Source organism: Dysgonomonas reticulitermitis, assembly GCF_054601275.1.
The window spans coordinates 13,998-29,109 of sequence record NZ_BAAHWU010000013.1 but is presented as its reverse complement, the minus strand read 5'-3'; the positions used below and the strand labels follow the sequence as shown (position 1 = coordinate 29,109).

Here is a 15,112-nt window from a genome sequence, read left to right as displayed (position 1 = left end):
CCATTGTAAGCTGCTCAAAATATATTATATCAATAATATTATCAATTACTTACCCTCACAAACCAACTATTCAAGGTGTAAAAAAAGTGTAAAAGCCATTTTTTAATAAACCTCCCCTTTCAAATCATGTAAAGTTTGTCTTAAAGAAACAAGGTTTATTATATGTTCATCCTTATTATTGTCTGAAATGTCCGATTCCCAGTGAATGAGATCACATATAACGTCCGCTAATTGATTCCTTAATACGTCTATTTCGTTATTAGAATCTTCCTGTAACCCTTCCAGTCTTTTAGTTGCTGTTGCATTTGTTGTTTCCATACGTTTTAATTTTATATATTTATACTATAATTTACAGACGCAAATATATAGTATAAATATATAACACAAAAATAAATCAAATAAAAAAATATACTAAAAATATATTTTTAACATTTATATATATACTATTAATATATATTGTTATATATTTGCAATAAAAAAATATATAATGGAATTTAGAATAAAAGAAATTTTAAAGGATAAAGGAATGACAGCTTTGCAGCTTTCAAATGATATCGGAATGACGCAAGCAAATATGAGTAATATAATGACGGGTAAAACAAAACCTTCACTCGATACCTTAGAACGTATCGCCGTTGTTTTAGGTGTACCATTTACCGACCTCTTCACCCAGCCGCAAGACAATACCGTCAATTGCCCGTATTGCGGCAATAAAATAAGGCTGGAAAAAGACGGGGCTAACTATACCACCAATACCAAGCCCCGGCCTGTTATAAATACCGCCCCTACACCCCCGGTCAAAGCTCAGGAGGGTAATAAAGAAAAGGATGAGGACACACCCGCCCCGCCTGATCCTGTTCCCTGAACCCGGTATAATCTCCCTGGGTGTTCTGGTTGAGGATAAAAAAACCGGCTTTAAGATGTTGACACAGGAATATAACAAAAGCTCCGATACCTATCATTGCACATCACAGGACGGCACGATATATTTAGGCGATCTGGTGATAATAAAGGAAAAATAAAGGCCTATCGATATGATAGGCTTTTTTGTTGAGTAAAAAATATTTTGATTTCTGCTAAAAAACATATCCTTTCGCTTGCTTAATAATGAAAACATTATTATATTTGTGTAGTCAAATATAAAGAGCTATTTAATATGTTGAACAAAGAACTGAAAAAGGAAAAAAGGGAACTTGAAAAAGAACTTGTTTTTCTTCTCTCTTACTACAAAGAAGTATCTGCCAGGGGCGAAAAGCTAAAACAATACTTTGACGAGCAAATAGAGATCATTACAGAGAGGTTAAAAGAAATCGGACATTAACAAAAGCCCCCTCCCATCCGGAGGGGGATAAAAAAACAAAATCCTATGAAAGAAAAAATAGACGAACTGAAAAAGGCCTTTGTCAATGCGAATACAGACACGGAACGCAATAATATAGACAGGCAAATGCAGGAACTTATAAATAAAGATCCTGATCAATTTGCGGCGGGTATGGTAGAATCTGCAAAGGATACGGCCGCTAAAGCTACAGAGCTGGCAATGAAACAAAAGCTACAGGATATAATCCCGGCGGTATCCCTTGTGTATATCGCAAAAACATACTTTAATAAAACGGACGCATGGTTATACCAGCGTATAAACGGCAATACGGTAAACGGCAAGCCGGCCAGGTTTACCCCGTCCGAAATCGATAAACTAAAATACGCCCTTAACGATCTATCTAAAAAATTAGGCTCTGTAAGCATTTCTTTGTAATAGCTTATATTTGACACGGAGCCCCGCCCCCCTCATCCGGGGGCTTTTTCTTTCTCTATACCCTAAATCCTGACATTTTACTTTATTTCTTTGATTTTACATAAGGGGAATTTCCCCTATGTAAACCCCGAATACTGACATTTTGCTTTATCTCCGTATTTGACAAAATAGGCATTTCACTAATTTATAGCTATCATTTTGTAAGCATCCTTAAGTAATTCGGCTTTTAGTTCCGGGAATAAAAAAAAGCAAGTCCCGTATAAATACGGAGCCTGCTAAATGGAACATAGATGTATACAAATATACTGTTTTTTCCTCATCAAAAAAAATACACCCGGTATTATTCGGGCGTATTTCCAATATTAAAAATAAAATATATAGAACAAAAAAAAGAAGCCTTAATTATGTAATAACTGTAATTCGTTATCACATAGTTTTTTGAGATATGAAAGCATCCGATCAGTTTCTATCTCATTTTTAAAATTCGCCCTGTGATAATATATTGACGAAACCGAAATATTGATATATGTACTAAGATATTCCGGATTTGGGATTATAGTACTTAAGTAGGAGATAGCTAATTTCCTGCCATATATAACTTTTCTCTTACGGCTAAGTGATTTCACTTCATCAATACTAATTTCAGTTACTTTACAAACTATATCTATTATTTGTTCCGGTTTCATAAGAAAAGAATTTATACCGGCCAAAGGGGAGCCCACCGTAATCAATTATTGGATAACAATACAAATATAATAAAACTTTCTAAAACATCATTTCCCGATAAAAAAAATACCGTCCCTTATTATCACAACAAAGGACGGCGGATGAAATATAATTTATTAACCATAAAAAATCAGGGCGGGGCTCTCCCCTTATCGTTTGACGGTAATTTTTTCATATATCAGGGCTTTTAATTATTTGCTGTTTCGGTTCCGGTTTTTTTCTCGTTATCATTCCCATCATGTGCAAGCCCGGCGCAAAAGGCATTTCTAACAAATATCGCTACATCGCTTTCCTGTTCCGGTGTTGTCGTATTATTTGATTCTGTCATAATATATTAAAATTAGTTACTTATCTAAAACTGTATCCGATTTGCTTAATATTTCGAGTGCGTCACGTTGGTTTTTGTAAAATAGATTATAAAACGCAGTCCTGTCATCAGATAAAGAAATCAATTCATCTGTTATACGATCCGGAATAGATAATATACGCGATTTTATTTCGCTTCCAAAATCAAATAATTCCTTATATACTTCATCTTTTTTTACTAAAGTCCCGTTCTTTTCTTCAAACTCCAGCCGGGCAAGTTCACTCATATAATAAGCTTCCCGCCGCTTCGATTCTTTAAACGTCGCCGTATCGACTGTAAGAACCTCTATATTTTTCCTTTCTTCATCTGTAAGGTTGGATAAATCCAGACCGTTTTTGAGGAAACTGCCTTTTGATTTAAGCCCTATACCTAAGTCCTCAACCTCCTTTCTGGCTATACTGGGTATTATCATTGGCCTATTTCCTGAGTTATCTACCCCGTCTTTTATTTTCCCTATATTAATAGCTTTCCTAACCGCGCCTTCTGATAGATCGATTAACTTGGCAAACTTCCGGATTGACATACGTTCATTATCCATATATAAATTTTAAAGTGTCCTAAACCTGATTATTATATTTGTATTTTTTTGCGTACCAAGTGCGCACCAAGTGAGTAATTTTGAGAAAAGCGAGCAAAAACAAAATGGTGAAACTATATGGTATTCGGTTGTTAGTTAGCTGTTTGACAACTATTCAAGGTCTGAATAAAAAGCGAGCAATTGTAAAATATCAGGGTATTTCAGTTACCAAACCGTTAGCCGCTTGTTACCGGAATACAAACAGGTAACAGAGTGTAAACCATAGCACCTCAATCTGTTTATTATCCACTGATTTGAAGCATTTTGCATGACAAAGAACGCTTATAAAACAGGTAATTTCACCAGTTAAAACATAAGCGTATGAAAGTAGAAAAATTCAAAGTGCTGCTCTATCTTAAAAAGAGTAGTTTAGACAAATCGGGTAAAGCCCCCATCATGGGACGCATTACCGTAAACCAATCAAAGGTACAGTTCAGCAGCAAGCTATCCTGTACCCCCACTTTGTGGAATCCCCGCGAGAGCCGGTTGGACGGCAAAAGTAATGAAGCGGTCGAAGCCAATGCCAAAATAGATAAATTACTATTGGCAGTGCACCATGCATTTGACAGCCTTGTGAAACGCAATAAGCCTTTTGACGCTGAGTCAGTGAAGGTTTTATACCAGGGAAGCATGAATGCGCAAACGACCCTGCTTACCCTTCTCGACCGGCACATGGAGGGATTAAGGACCCGTATCGGAATCGACGTCGCCCCGACCACGTTAAGTACTTACGTTTACACGCACCGTTCGCTCGGTAAGTTCATTCAAAAGAAGTTCAAGATGAAAGACATTGCCTTCGGGCAGCTGAACGAGCAATTCATCCGGGAATACCAGGATTTTGTGTTGAGCGAAGGATATTCGATGGATACCGTCCGCCATTACCTGGCTATCCTGAAGAAAATCTGTAAGATTGCCTTTAAGGAAGGCCTATCCGAGAAATTTCATTTTGCCCATTACAAGCTGCCCAAACAGAAAGAGACAACCCCGAAAGCATTAAGCCGGGAGAGCTTTGAGAAAATGCGGGACCTGGAGATCCCCCCAAACTACCCTTCGACCCGTTTCACAAGGGATTTGTTCCTGTTCGCCTGCTATACAGGCACATCCTACGCGGATGTGGTCCGCATTACGGGGGAGAACCTGTATACGGATGAAGAGGGCGGCCTGTGGCTCAAATACCGGAGGAAGAAAACAGACTACCGGGCGCGTGTCAAGCTTTTGCCCGAAGCAATCGCCCTGATTGAGAAATACAAGGATGAAAACAGGGATACCCTGTTCCCGATGCAATCGGCAGACATGGTAAAAGCGAATATGAAAGGCTTGCGGGTTCTGGCGGATATAAAAGAGCCAATGACCTACCATTCAGGGCGCCACAGCTTTGCAAGCCTTATTACGCTCGAAGAGGGCGTTCCGATAGAAACGATCAGCCGGATGCTCGGGCATAGCAATATCCAGACGACACAAATTTATGCCCGCGTCACCCCGAAGAAGCTTTTCGAAGATATGGACAGGTTTATAGAAGCAACCGGCGATTTGAAGCTGATCCTTTAGTCTCCTGATCCCGTCAACCTTTAAATTTTTGAATATTAAATCTTTAAATTTATAAACCATGCGCAGTACATTCAAACTGTTATTCTATATCAACCGGGCAAAAGTAAAGTCCGACGGCACAACAGCCGTTATGTGCCGGATCAGCATCGACGGCAAAATATCCGTTCTCACGACAGGTATTTACTGTCCGCCTGAAGAATGGAACGCCAAAAAAGGTGTAATTAAAACGGCAAGGGATAACCATCGCCTGACAGAGTTCCGTAACCGTATTATAAATACCTATGAGCATATCCTTAAACAACAGGGAGCGGTCAGCAGCGAACTTTTGAAAAATACGATAGCCGGTATAAACTCTATTCCTACCTGCCTGCTTGAAGCAGGTACAGTGGAACTGGAACGTTTACGGATTCGTTCGACAGAGATAAACTCAAATTCAACCCACCGGGAGTCCAGGCTTATGCAAACCAACCTGCGGGAATTTCTGCTCTCCAGGGGGATGGAAGATATTGCTTTTACGGATATCACCGGGGAGTTCGGGGAATCATTCAAAATCTACCTGAAAACAGGGCACAACCGGAAGAATTCCTATATAAACCGGAGTCTGACCTGGCTGAACCGCCTTATCTATATTGCCATCGACCAGGAGGTATTGAGGAGCAATCCGCTTGAAGATGTACGGTACGAAAAGAAAGAACCGGCCAGGCACCGCTATATAAGCAAAAATGATTTAAAGCGGATAATGGAAACTCCAATGCCTGAACCACGGCTGGAACTGGTGCGCAGGGCTTTCATCTTTTCGTCGCTAACCGGTCTGGCTTACGTGGATATGCACCGCCTTTATCCCCGCCATATCGGAAAAACGGCGGAAGGCAGGCTCTATATCCGGAAACAGCGAGTAAAGACACATGTAGAAGCATTTATACCCTTGCACCCGATAGCCGGGCAGATACTTTCACTTTACAATACCACCGATGACAGTAAGCCTGTATTTCCTTTGCCTGTCCGCGATATGATCTGGTGGGATATAAACCAAATCGGGGTTTCCATGGGATTTAAAGAGAACCTTTCCTACCATCAAAGCCGGCACAGCTTCGGGACACTGGCGATTTCGGCGGGACTTTCCATCGAGAGTATCGCTAAAATGATGGGGCATGCAAATATTTCCACGACACAGGGTTATGCACAAATCACAGAACAAAAAATATCGGAAGATATGGACAGGTTAATGATACGCAGGAAAAAAGACGCTCCGGTAACAGATGCAGGCCTGGATAAGACAGCAGGGATACATGACAACCAATGACATATCCAAACTATAATACCAACGGCAGGCTTCACATGAATAGCCTGCCGTTTCACAGTATCATAGTATCCTGCAAAATACTTACCAGACGGAAATTACCTGAACTTCTCCCTGTAATTATCTTCCAGTAGTTTTTCGATATCAGAAGCGCGGTAAAGGATTTTACCGGCCAGCTTGATATACGGGATACGCCCTTGGTCGCGGTAATCCTGCAAACTGCTCCGGCTGACCTTCAGTTTTTTCGACAATTCCTCGTCCGTATAAAAGCTCTCCCCGTTCAATGTCGGCTTCCGGGCAGAAAACAAGCGCTCTAAAGACGAAGAGAGGCGATCCAATGAATGGAGCAATGATTTTATCCGTTCATTTTCAGATGTAATTAATTGATTACCCATATATTTTCCGGTTTATATTATATTCTAAAACTCATACCTGGGGTACGATTAACATTTTCCTTTCGTGATTATATCCGCTTCCCTTTCTTAACGGCTGCTTTTCGCAGGTAATCCACCAGCGGAATGATCTTCTCCACATCTTCCGGCTTATAATAGACTTTGCGGCTGATCTTGCTAAAACCCAACGCGCCGTTATCCCGGAGCGTCTGTAAAGTCCTTTGTGATATACTAAGCAGCAGGCATACATCCTGGTTGTCCAGCCATTCGCCGGCTTCCTTACCGGCATGTAAACGGCAAAGGGTTTCCATGCGGGTGATAAAACGTTCAAAAGCCGAGAGCATTTTCTCAAATAGTTCCGCGTCGATATTTACAATTTCCATAACATTCCTCTTTTAATTTATTCCTGATGCAAACAAAATACAAAAAGTAAAAGGATGTATGCCGCTGACGACCTGTTGCATCCTTTATCATCATATGTCACCGGGCAGGAGGTTTTTGAGATCATAAAGATGAAGGGGAAAAGCTCCGTCAAATAAAACCGGAAATCCCCATAGCCACAGGCAAAGGTATTCCCGTGTCCTGAACGGCGGGGCAAGGTCAGGCCTTCCGGTTTCCGGGAAAAATCATCCTCGCTTTGCTCCGGTATTTTTCCGGAAAACCCTGCCCCGCCTGGACCCGGCCTTTTCCGGCCTGTAGCTATGGGTATCTCCGGCCCCACAAGCCGGATTAACAAAAAAAGAAAAATAAATATGCTACAGAAAGAAACAAAGCGTAATGCAGCAGAAGGTGCGGAACTGGACCTGCTTTCTTCAATCTACAAAATTCAAATCCGTAACGAGGAGAAAATATCCGATGCAGACCGCATATTCTGCGAAAGGCAACAGGCAAGCCTCTACCGCAGCCTGGATGAAATCGGCCGCTGGTACAACATATTTGCCGGGGAAGCCGCCAAATACACGGAAAGCCATAAAGTGACCTACCTGGCCAACGGGAAAGTCAAAATGCATGAACCGTACCGCGGTTATGAAACTATCAGGACGGACTATACGGAATTTGAATTCAAGCCGTTTGACGACATCGACAAACTGGCTGAAAAGAACTACAACGCCGTACTGGCTTTTGCCAAATCGATCGTCGCCTATTTTAACAACACATATAACGTGTCGGCGCCATATCCTGAAATAGATAAGGAGAAGCTACCGGTGGGATTCCGTCCGCTTTATCAAAGCTATGTGGACCAGGTAATCGAACATCTGGGAGGACGCAGCTTCCGGGATACGGCGGAAGATGAACTGATCAGGAGATTCCTTCACGCGGTAAGTCCCGGCCGCTGGAGCAAGGTGAAACCCGAACTGAAGAAAGACAAAATCGTATTTCCCGATGTAATCAGCTTCGATACATTCTGGACAGAGAAGAACAAACTGCATTATAACTACCGGAAGGAGCTCGAAGACCTGTGCGCCGGGATAGCCTTCGGCGCGGATAATACCCTGCATGGAGGCACATCCATGATAATCCGGTTCGATGACGATAATGTGGACATCTCAAGCCCATATACTTTGTCAATAAGCAATGCCGAAGAAATGAAATTCTTCAGGAACGGGCGTATCGACGTCAAGTTTAAAGATACTAAAACGGCAGACGCCTGTTTCTATAAACTGAAACTGGATACGCTTGAATTAAGAAACGATGAAGACTAACCTTTAAACAAAACCATTATGTACCGGATAATTCCCCAACAGATACCGCAGGACAGGCGGGCGGAAATCAATGAGAAAATTTTATTCTCCATCGGCACAGTCAAGAATGAGTTGCCGCCTGAAACTATCTACAACTGCTACACAGGCGTCGGCGGGCTGCATAACTTCAAGCAGGAAGATTTTGCCAGCTATCATGCATATTCCCAGGCAAAGAAAGAATTCGAGATGGGCCAGTTCTTTACGCCGCACGAGATTTGCAGGGATATGGCCGGATTGATAAAGCCCGGAGAATCGGATATGGTACTCGATATGTGCTGCGGTATGGGGAATTTCTTTAACCATCTGCCGAACCAACATAATATATATGGTTTCGATATCGACGGCAAGGCTGTTTCAGTCGCCCGTTACTTATATCCCGACGCCCATATCGAAAAATGCGACATTGTCCAATACAAGCCGGATAAACGCTTTGATATGATCATTGGAAACCCGCCGTTCAATCTGGAAACAGACAGGCAGCTATCCCAGTTCTATTATATGGGAAAAGCCCATTCCGTCCTGAATCCGGCAGGCATACTGATGATAATCGTCCCCTGCTCTTTCCTGCAAAACGAATTTTGGGAGAAAACAAAAGTCACGGCCGTAAACCGTGATTTTTCTTTTATAGGACAGGCCAAACTGGACGCCAATGCTTTTGCCTCAGTCGGAGTACATAATTTCAATACCAGGGTAATGGTGTTTATGCGTGAATCGCGGCACATTGAAATGACCCCGTACAATGCAGAGGAGTTTCTTTCATGGGAAGAGCTGGGTAAACGGATCGATGCCGCCAAAATACTCAAAGCCAACCTGAAGGTGAGCCTGATAAGGGAGATGCATTCGATAAACAGGGAGGAACTGGAGCGATTCGAATATAAGTTAAATAAGTACCTCTTTGAGTTGAAGACACACAGGCATCTCCAAAAGCACTATGACAAAGCAGTCGCGCTTGTTGCCAAGTTCCACAACCAGCAGCCTCCGGAGGATTGCACCAATGAACAGTACAGGGAATGGGAGAGAAATAAGCTGACGACGACCAAAGTACTGGGCATCATCCGCAAGTATATCACCAGCCAATATGTAATACCCCGCAAAGAGGTCGCTTTGGTTAAGACGGCTTATGGTTTCAGGTTGAAGCAATATGCTCCCCGCCTGCTGGATGGGATAAAGCACCGCTTTGCAGGTATAAACGATCTCGTCCTGGGCAGGGAAAGTCTTCCGGTTCCTCCCGAATATACTCCCGGGATAAGAAAGCAGATAAAAGCCGCAAAAAGGCTGATCAGCAGGAAGCAACGGGAATATGAAAGACAAAGCCTTATATTCTCTGAAATGGATACCGATCCCAAAATCCAGGACTATCTGGATAACGCGACGTTTATCAATAAGGAACGGGAGGTTTGCCGGTTTACTAATTTACAGAAACATGACCTGAACCTGATCCTTCAAAAAAGATACTCCCTGTTGAACTGGCAGCAGGGTTCGGGTAAAACGGCGGCGGTATACCATTATGCGAAATACCTGCTCAAATACCGGAAAGTAAGGAATGCGATCGTGCTGGCCCCGGCAATAGCAACCAATCTCACATGGGAAACATTTTTGAAAGTGAACAGGGAGCGGTATTATACCTTGCGGAGCTATAAGGACTTCAGGAACATCCCCGAAGGAGTTTTCCTTGTGGTCAGTATATCCATGCTCAGTAAATTGAAACGGGATTTGAACAGGCTGGTAAAGTGTCATTCACGGAAATTTTGCCTGATATTCGACGAATCGGATGAGATCACCAACCCGGTATCACAACGAACCAAAGCGGCGCTGAGTATATTCCGAAGGTTGAATTACAAAATACTCGATACGGGAACCACCACCCGGAACCACATCACCGAGTTATACAGCCAGTTTGAGCTGCTGTATAACAACTCCATCAATATGATGTGTTGGTGCGACAGGATCTATCACCAGGATAAAGGCGGGGATATTGTAAGAAAGGTCAATGACTGTTACGGTGAACCTTTTCCCGCCTATCAGGGACATAACCTGTTCAAGGCTTGCTTCTGTCCGGGCAAGGCCAGTGTATTCGGCATTGAAAAGCAGAACCAGGATATCTACAATAAAGAGGAATTGTTCGACCTGATCGGAAAAACGATTATCACCCGCAAGTTCAGGGACTTCGCTGGGGAGAAATATGAGGTAAGGACCCATCCGGTAACTCCCGCCGATGGAGAACGGGAGGTCTATCGCGTCATTGTCGAGGAATTCTGCCGGATATGTGAATTATACTATAACAGTACCGGAGACACAAAAAAGGAAGCCGGATTGCGCCCTGATGAGGCAAATAAAACTATTGATTAAAGCCTGTTCCGTTCCCAACCTGATAGACGGCTACTTTGGCGATCCTTATCCCGGCAAAACAAGATATATCCGGAATATGATAAAAGCGATACCCGGCAAGGTTACTGTCGGATGTACTACTTTGGCCGCTTTGGATATGTACGGGCAGTATATATCCGGACAATTTCCCGGCAGGCCCGTATTTATGATCAAGGGGGATGTCACATTCAAAAAACGGCAAAATATTATTACCGAATTTGAGGATACCCTGAACGGCATCCTTATCTGTACGCAGCAATCGCTGAAGAGTTCGGCGAATATCCCGACCTGCAACGATGTGATACTCGAATCCCTGCAATGGAATATCCCGAAGATGGAACAGTTTTACTTCCGCTTTATCCGGCTCGATTCCAGAGACCGGACGCGGGTGCATTTTGTATCTTACGAAGATTCGATTGAACAGAACCTGATGGCCCTGGTACTGACAAAGGAACGGCTGAACGAATTTATCAAATCAGGTGAACTAAAAGAACAGTCGGAGATATTCGAGGAGTTCGATATCACCATGTCCGTAATCGAAAGCCTGCTTACCCGCGAACAGGACAGTGAAGGGAAATTCCATATCAGCTGGGGTAGCCAGAGGCTGGTGTGTTAAATAATGGCTACTGAGAAAGGATTAAGCCTGCCCTTTCTATTATAACAGAATCAAAAAAGAAACAAAATAAAGAAAACAGAAGTGTTTATTTTTATTATCTTTGTAACGAAAACGAGTAAATGTATTCTTATGAATCCAATAATAGACCTAATAAAAGGTATCCATCCCGGTATTTATCTTGACCGGGAATTAAAGAAGAGAAAGATGGCCAAAAGCCGCTTTGCCTTATCTATTGATGAATATCCGCAGACTTTAGTAGCAATAACTAAGGGAAAAAGACGGATGAATCCTGAGCTTGCATTAAAGATAGAACAGGCCCTGAATATTGAAGAGGGATTTTTCATGATATTACAGGTGTATCATGATATTGCTCTCTTAAAAAAGAAAAAGTGCAAGGACTATCATCCGGATTTGACAAAGATAAATCCGACCCTGTTCTGGGATACGAGAATAGAAAATATCGACTGGGTAAAAAATAAACGCTCGGTTATCCGGCGGATTTTTGAACGGGGAAACGAGCAGGAAAAAGCAGAAATTTTCCGTTTCTATGGAAAAGACACTATAAATGAGGCTTTGAGTTTTTATACCGATATTAAGCCTTCTGTCAGGGACAAGGCAAATAAGTTTCTATCAAAAGTATAAGATTATGCTATACTATAACACGATTACGCCTTTGCTGCTCGCATCGTTAAATAAACTGATGCAGGCCGGTATATTGAAACCGTTCAGGCTGGTCGGCGGCACAGCTTTAAGCTTGCAGCTTGGCCACAGGGAGTCTGTCGATATTGACCTGTTTACGGATTCTGAATACGGCAGTATTGATTTTGAGGCTATAAAGGATTATCTGGACAGGGTATTTCCTTATGTTTCGACATCGGAAATTGATTTGGTCGGATTCGGAAAATCTTACTATATAGGAGAATCCGCTTCTAATTATATTAAGCTGGATTTATACTACACGGATCCTTTTATCCGCCCCGTAAAAGAAGTTGACAATATCCGGCTAACGGATGTCGAGGATATTATAGCGATGAAACTGGATATATTCTCCCGCAACGGTCGGAAAAAAGATTTCTGGGACTTGCATGAGTTATTAAACAGCTACAGCATCGACCGGATGCTTTCATTCTATACGGAACGTTACCCTTATGCCGAAAACGAGCAGGAAGTTATTAATAACCTCACACAGTTCGATTTTGCTGAAAACGATCCGGATCCGGTGTGTCTGAAAGGGAAATACTGGGATTTAATCAAGCTTGATTTTGTTGAAACCATAAATACAAAATAATATTTTCAGGCCATCATCATAGGATATGGCGCTTATTTTTTTCAAAAAGCAGCATGCAAATTTTATGAATACAAGACTTGACATTATCTTTGCGTGAATTTTAAATGTAAAAACAAAACAACAATGAAAAATTTAACAGAGAACTTAGCCCAACTATTTGCCGAGTTTGGGAAAGATGCAAACTCCCAGGTAGAAAGTGGAAATAAAGCAGCCGGACAACGCGCCAGAAAAACATCTTTGGCAATCGAAAAGGCACTGAAAGAATTCCGCAAAGCCTCACTGGATGCTTCCAAAAAGTAATCCCCATTCTTATCTGTAGTTGTAAAAGGTTGTTTTTTTATCAAAATAACCTTTTTTATTTGATAACAATTATCCCAAAAAGGGCATTCATAAATAAAAACAGGAGGTTGCCGCTCCTCACTGTAAACTACTTTTCTTCCGGACAACATTATAAATTCCTTTTATTCCTGTCTGTATCACCTCGTAGCCGTCCAATTTCTCATAGATTGCCCCTAACGTTTTACAACCATAACGTTTGGCTTTAAACTTTGGCCTGATCCTTTTTAAAGCCATGCCTATTTGGGAGAGGGTTACTTCCTCCTTGCCATCGACAGCCAGTTCATATGCCTTATCAAACAAGTCCGCCTCTTTCTTGAGCAGTATCTCAGGAGTATCCCCTTTACCGGACTGCGCGGCCTGGTCTGAAAACACGAACCTTTTGCATGAATTGACAAAAGCGGCAGGCGTTTTACTTTCACCGTATCCAATCACGATAAGCCCCTCCTCCCTTATACGCATAGCCAGAGGGGTGTAATCGCTATCGCTGGAAACGATGCAGAAAACATCCGTATTTCCTGAATTCAACAAATCCATTGCCTCAATAACAAGCGTCATATCGGTTGTGTTTTTCCCTTTCACATAAGACAGCGTCTCTACCAGACGGTAAGAAAACTCCCTTGCGGGCTCTTTCCATGAGGACAGGCTGGTTTTAGTCCAGTCCCCATAAATTTTCCTGACAATGACATTTCCATAGCGTGCGGCCAGTTCCGTTACATCCTGCAGTTTAGCGGAGGACGCGTTATCCCCGTCGATCAGTACGGCAACCCTCTGTACCTGATTCTCCATGCATATTTTATCTTTTTTCATCTGTTCCCGGTCAGTTAAGCGGCTTTCCCTTATAATCCTCCACAAGGAATTCGGCAATCGTATAATCTTTTTCCTCATGTGAATTCTCCAGCCCGTACTTTTCAACGAGTTCATCCAGGAACCGTGTCGGCAGATGCAGGAAGGCGGAAAATTCTTCATGGTACGTCAGTCCGAAACCGACCATCACCCCGTCCTTTTCGTCTTCATGTCCAAGCATAAACACAAAATAGTTCTCCTCATTCTCCGCCTGTATATTCAGGATAATTTCAGCATCCGCCAGTACCGGGGGCTTACTTCCGCTTAGCTCATAGTATTCAAAATCGACCCAACCCTGTTTCCGGTAGGATGAAAACAACTCCCGCAGCTGTCCTGTCGTCAAATGTTTTATATCATAAAAACGCTCTGTCATTCCTTCTGTTTTTTCTTGCTGTAAAGGTAAGGAAAAATAGAAAAATAAGAGATAGCCCATTCATAATTATAGGTTCCCCCTTTTGATGGATAAACGGGAAAAAGGGGAAGATGTAAAAGACCGCCGTTTTCAGTCCCACAGGCAAAGGTAGCCTGCGTGTCCTTAACGGCGGAGCAAGGCCGGAGCCGCTAAAGCGGTTTCCGGGAAAAATCATCCTCGCTACGCTCCGGTATTTTTCCGGAAAGCCCTGCACCGCCTGTACACGCGCCCTTTTAAGCCTGTGGACTGAAAAATGACGGTTTCCACATGGGTATTCATTAAAAAAGAACATAATATGAAAAAAACAACAGTAGTGAATATACGCAATGAAGAATATGACGTGTATATCGGCAGGGCCGGAAAAGGGAAAGACGGATATTTCGGGAATCCGTTTACGTTAGAAGATAAGTCAGCCAGAGGCTCGACACTGGAAAAATATAAGGAATATTTCTATAAGCGTATTCAGACAGATCCGCAGTTCAGGGAAAAAGTTCATGCCCTTAAAGGGAAAAGATTGGGCTGTTTCTGTAAGCCGCATCCCTGTCATGGAGATATTATTGCCGGATACCTGGAATCGCTTTCATAATAAGTGTAATCATAAACTATTTGGATTATGAATCTATCCCTGGCCTGGTGCAGTTATCACGGGCATGATATAGCTGTGGACGATCCTCACCTGCTGGTTACGAATTACCGGGACAACCACACATCCTGTCCTGAATTTGAAAATGACACGATGGAAATAACGGATGATGCTCCTGCCTATCAAAGCGTTACCAGCAGTTTCTTTGATATTGAACGCAATTCGTTTGAAATATTCAATGATAATTACGATTAAC

Annotated in this window: 20 protein-coding genes and 1 pseudogene; 13 read left to right on the top strand and 8 right to left on the bottom strand. The window is 42.4% G+C overall.

What is annotated here, in order from left to right:
• Positions 1 to 102: 102 nt before the first annotated feature.
• On the bottom strand, positions 103 to 318 hold the full coding sequence (locus ACYPZI_RS07280) for a hypothetical protein (protein WP_459600104.1): 216 nt from the start codon (positions 316 to 318) through the stop codon (positions 103 to 105).
• A 169-nt stretch (positions 319 to 487) separates the two neighbouring features.
• Here ACYPZI_RS07280 and ACYPZI_RS07275 point away from each other — a divergent pair, with 169 nt between their 5' ends.
• From ACYPZI_RS07275 to ACYPZI_RS07260, 4 genes are all read left to right on the top strand, one after another.
• Positions 488 to 865: a helix-turn-helix domain-containing protein gene (locus tag ACYPZI_RS07275; RefSeq protein WP_459600102.1), complete on the top strand. Its 378-nt coding sequence runs from the start codon at positions 488 to 490 to the stop codon at positions 863 to 865.
• A complete protein-coding gene (locus tag ACYPZI_RS07270; protein WP_459600100.1) occupies positions 828 to 1,022 on the top strand; it encodes a hypothetical protein in 195 nt (64 codons plus the stop codon). The genes ACYPZI_RS07275 and ACYPZI_RS07270 overlap by 38 nt, the downstream gene beginning before the upstream one ends.
• Before the next feature lie 134 nt (positions 1,023 to 1,156).
• Positions 1,157 to 1,321, top strand: coding sequence for a hypothetical protein (locus ACYPZI_RS07265; RefSeq protein WP_459600098.1), 165 nt, complete (start codon positions 1,157 to 1,159; stop codon positions 1,319 to 1,321).
• A 45-nt stretch (positions 1,322 to 1,366) separates the two neighbouring features.
• Complete coding sequence (locus ACYPZI_RS07260; RefSeq protein WP_459600096.1) at positions 1,367 to 1,756, top strand: DUF5053 domain-containing protein; 390 nt, start codon at positions 1,367 to 1,369, stop codon at positions 1,754 to 1,756.
• Positions 1,757 to 2,669: 913 nt separating this feature from the next.
• Here ACYPZI_RS07260 and ACYPZI_RS07255 read toward each other — a convergent pair.
• Together ACYPZI_RS07255 and ACYPZI_RS07250 are read right to left on the bottom strand one after the other, a co-directional pair.
• Positions 2,670 to 2,810: a hypothetical protein gene (locus ACYPZI_RS07255; protein ID WP_459600094.1), complete on the bottom strand. Its 141-nt coding sequence runs from the start codon at positions 2,808 to 2,810 to the stop codon at positions 2,670 to 2,672.
• Between the two features lie 16 nt (positions 2,811 to 2,826).
• Positions 2,827 to 3,387 (bottom strand): hypothetical protein, encoded by a 561-nt coding sequence (locus tag ACYPZI_RS07250; protein ID WP_459600092.1) that lies wholly within the window; start codon positions 3,385 to 3,387, stop codon positions 2,827 to 2,829.
• 360 nt (positions 3,388 to 3,747) lie between these two features.
• Between ACYPZI_RS07250 and ACYPZI_RS07245 the strand changes: the two genes are divergently transcribed.
• Together ACYPZI_RS07245 and ACYPZI_RS07240 are read left to right on the top strand one after the other, a co-directional pair.
• On the top strand, positions 3,748 to 4,974 hold the full coding sequence (locus ACYPZI_RS07245) for a tyrosine-type recombinase/integrase (RefSeq protein ID WP_459600090.1): 1,227 nt from the start codon (positions 3,748 to 3,750) through the stop codon (positions 4,972 to 4,974).
• 58 nt (positions 4,975 to 5,032) lie between these two features.
• On the top strand, positions 5,033 to 6,277 hold the full coding sequence (locus ACYPZI_RS07240; RefSeq protein WP_459600088.1) for a site-specific integrase: 1,245 nt from the start codon (positions 5,033 to 5,035) through the stop codon (positions 6,275 to 6,277).
• Positions 6,278 to 6,372: 95 nt separating this feature from the next.
• On the opposite strand, the gene ACYPZI_RS07235 is transcribed toward ACYPZI_RS07240, so the two are convergent.
• The 3 genes from ACYPZI_RS07235 to ACYPZI_RS07225 form a co-directional block, all read right to left on the bottom strand.
• Entirely contained in the window at positions 6,373 to 6,669 is a 297-nt protein-coding gene (locus tag ACYPZI_RS07235; RefSeq protein WP_459600086.1) for a helix-turn-helix domain-containing protein, read from the bottom strand.
• Positions 6,670 to 6,737: 68 nt separating this feature from the next.
• Complete coding sequence (locus tag ACYPZI_RS07230) at positions 6,738 to 7,049, bottom strand: helix-turn-helix domain-containing protein (RefSeq protein WP_459600084.1); 312 nt, start codon at positions 7,047 to 7,049, stop codon at positions 6,738 to 6,740.
• 17 nt (positions 7,050 to 7,066) lie between these two features.
• On the bottom strand, positions 7,067 to 7,402 hold the full coding sequence (locus tag ACYPZI_RS07225) for a hypothetical protein (RefSeq protein WP_459600082.1): 336 nt from the start codon (positions 7,400 to 7,402) through the stop codon (positions 7,067 to 7,069).
• Between the two features lie 16 nt (positions 7,403 to 7,418).
• On the opposite strand from ACYPZI_RS07225, the gene ACYPZI_RS07220 reads away from it, so the two are divergent.
• From ACYPZI_RS07220 to ACYPZI_RS07200, 5 genes and pseudogenes are all read left to right on the top strand, one after another.
• On the top strand, positions 7,419 to 8,369 hold the full coding sequence (locus tag ACYPZI_RS07220; RefSeq protein WP_459600081.1) for a hypothetical protein: 951 nt from the start codon (positions 7,419 to 7,421) through the stop codon (positions 8,367 to 8,369).
• Between the two features lie 18 nt (positions 8,370 to 8,387).
• Positions 8,388 to 11,391 (top strand): annotated as a pseudogene (locus ACYPZI_RS07215) (N-6 DNA methylase).
• 129 nt (positions 11,392 to 11,520) lie between these two features.
• The gene (locus tag ACYPZI_RS07210; RefSeq protein WP_459600079.1) at positions 11,521 to 12,033 is read left to right on the top strand and encodes a helix-turn-helix transcriptional regulator; all 513 of its coding nucleotides are present in this window, start codon (positions 11,521 to 11,523) and stop codon (positions 12,031 to 12,033) included.
• Positions 12,034 to 12,037: 4 nt separating this feature from the next.
• Entirely contained in the window at positions 12,038 to 12,679 is a 642-nt protein-coding gene (locus tag ACYPZI_RS07205; protein WP_379997217.1) for a nucleotidyl transferase AbiEii/AbiGii toxin family protein, read from the top strand.
• Positions 12,680 to 12,802: 123 nt separating this feature from the next.
• Positions 12,803 to 12,979: a histone H1 gene (locus ACYPZI_RS07200; protein WP_459600077.1), complete on the top strand. Its 177-nt coding sequence runs from the start codon at positions 12,803 to 12,805 to the stop codon at positions 12,977 to 12,979.
• Positions 12,980 to 13,096: 117 nt separating this feature from the next.
• Here ACYPZI_RS07200 and ACYPZI_RS07195 read toward each other — a convergent pair whose 3' ends face one another.
• Positions 13,097 to 13,825 carry an NYN domain-containing protein gene (locus ACYPZI_RS07195; RefSeq protein ID WP_459600075.1) on the bottom strand — a complete coding sequence of 243 codons (729 nt, stop codon included), beginning with the start codon at positions 13,823 to 13,825 and terminating at the stop codon, positions 13,097 to 13,099.
• Positions 13,826 to 13,835: 10 nt separating this feature from the next.
• On the bottom strand, positions 13,836 to 14,234 hold the full coding sequence (locus ACYPZI_RS07190; RefSeq protein ID WP_459600073.1) for a hypothetical protein: 399 nt from the start codon (positions 14,232 to 14,234) through the stop codon (positions 13,836 to 13,838).
• A 334-nt stretch (positions 14,235 to 14,568) separates the two neighbouring features.
• Here ACYPZI_RS07190 and ACYPZI_RS07185 point away from each other — a divergent pair, with 334 nt between their 5' ends.
• On the top strand, positions 14,569 to 14,859 hold the full coding sequence (locus ACYPZI_RS07185; protein ID WP_459600071.1) for a DUF4326 domain-containing protein: 291 nt from the start codon (positions 14,569 to 14,571) through the stop codon (positions 14,857 to 14,859).
• A 27-nt stretch (positions 14,860 to 14,886) separates the two neighbouring features.
• A complete protein-coding gene (locus tag ACYPZI_RS07180) occupies positions 14,887 to 15,111 on the top strand; it encodes a hypothetical protein (RefSeq protein ID WP_459600069.1) in 225 nt (74 codons plus the stop codon).
• The last annotated feature ends 1 nt before the right edge of the window (position 15,112 follow it).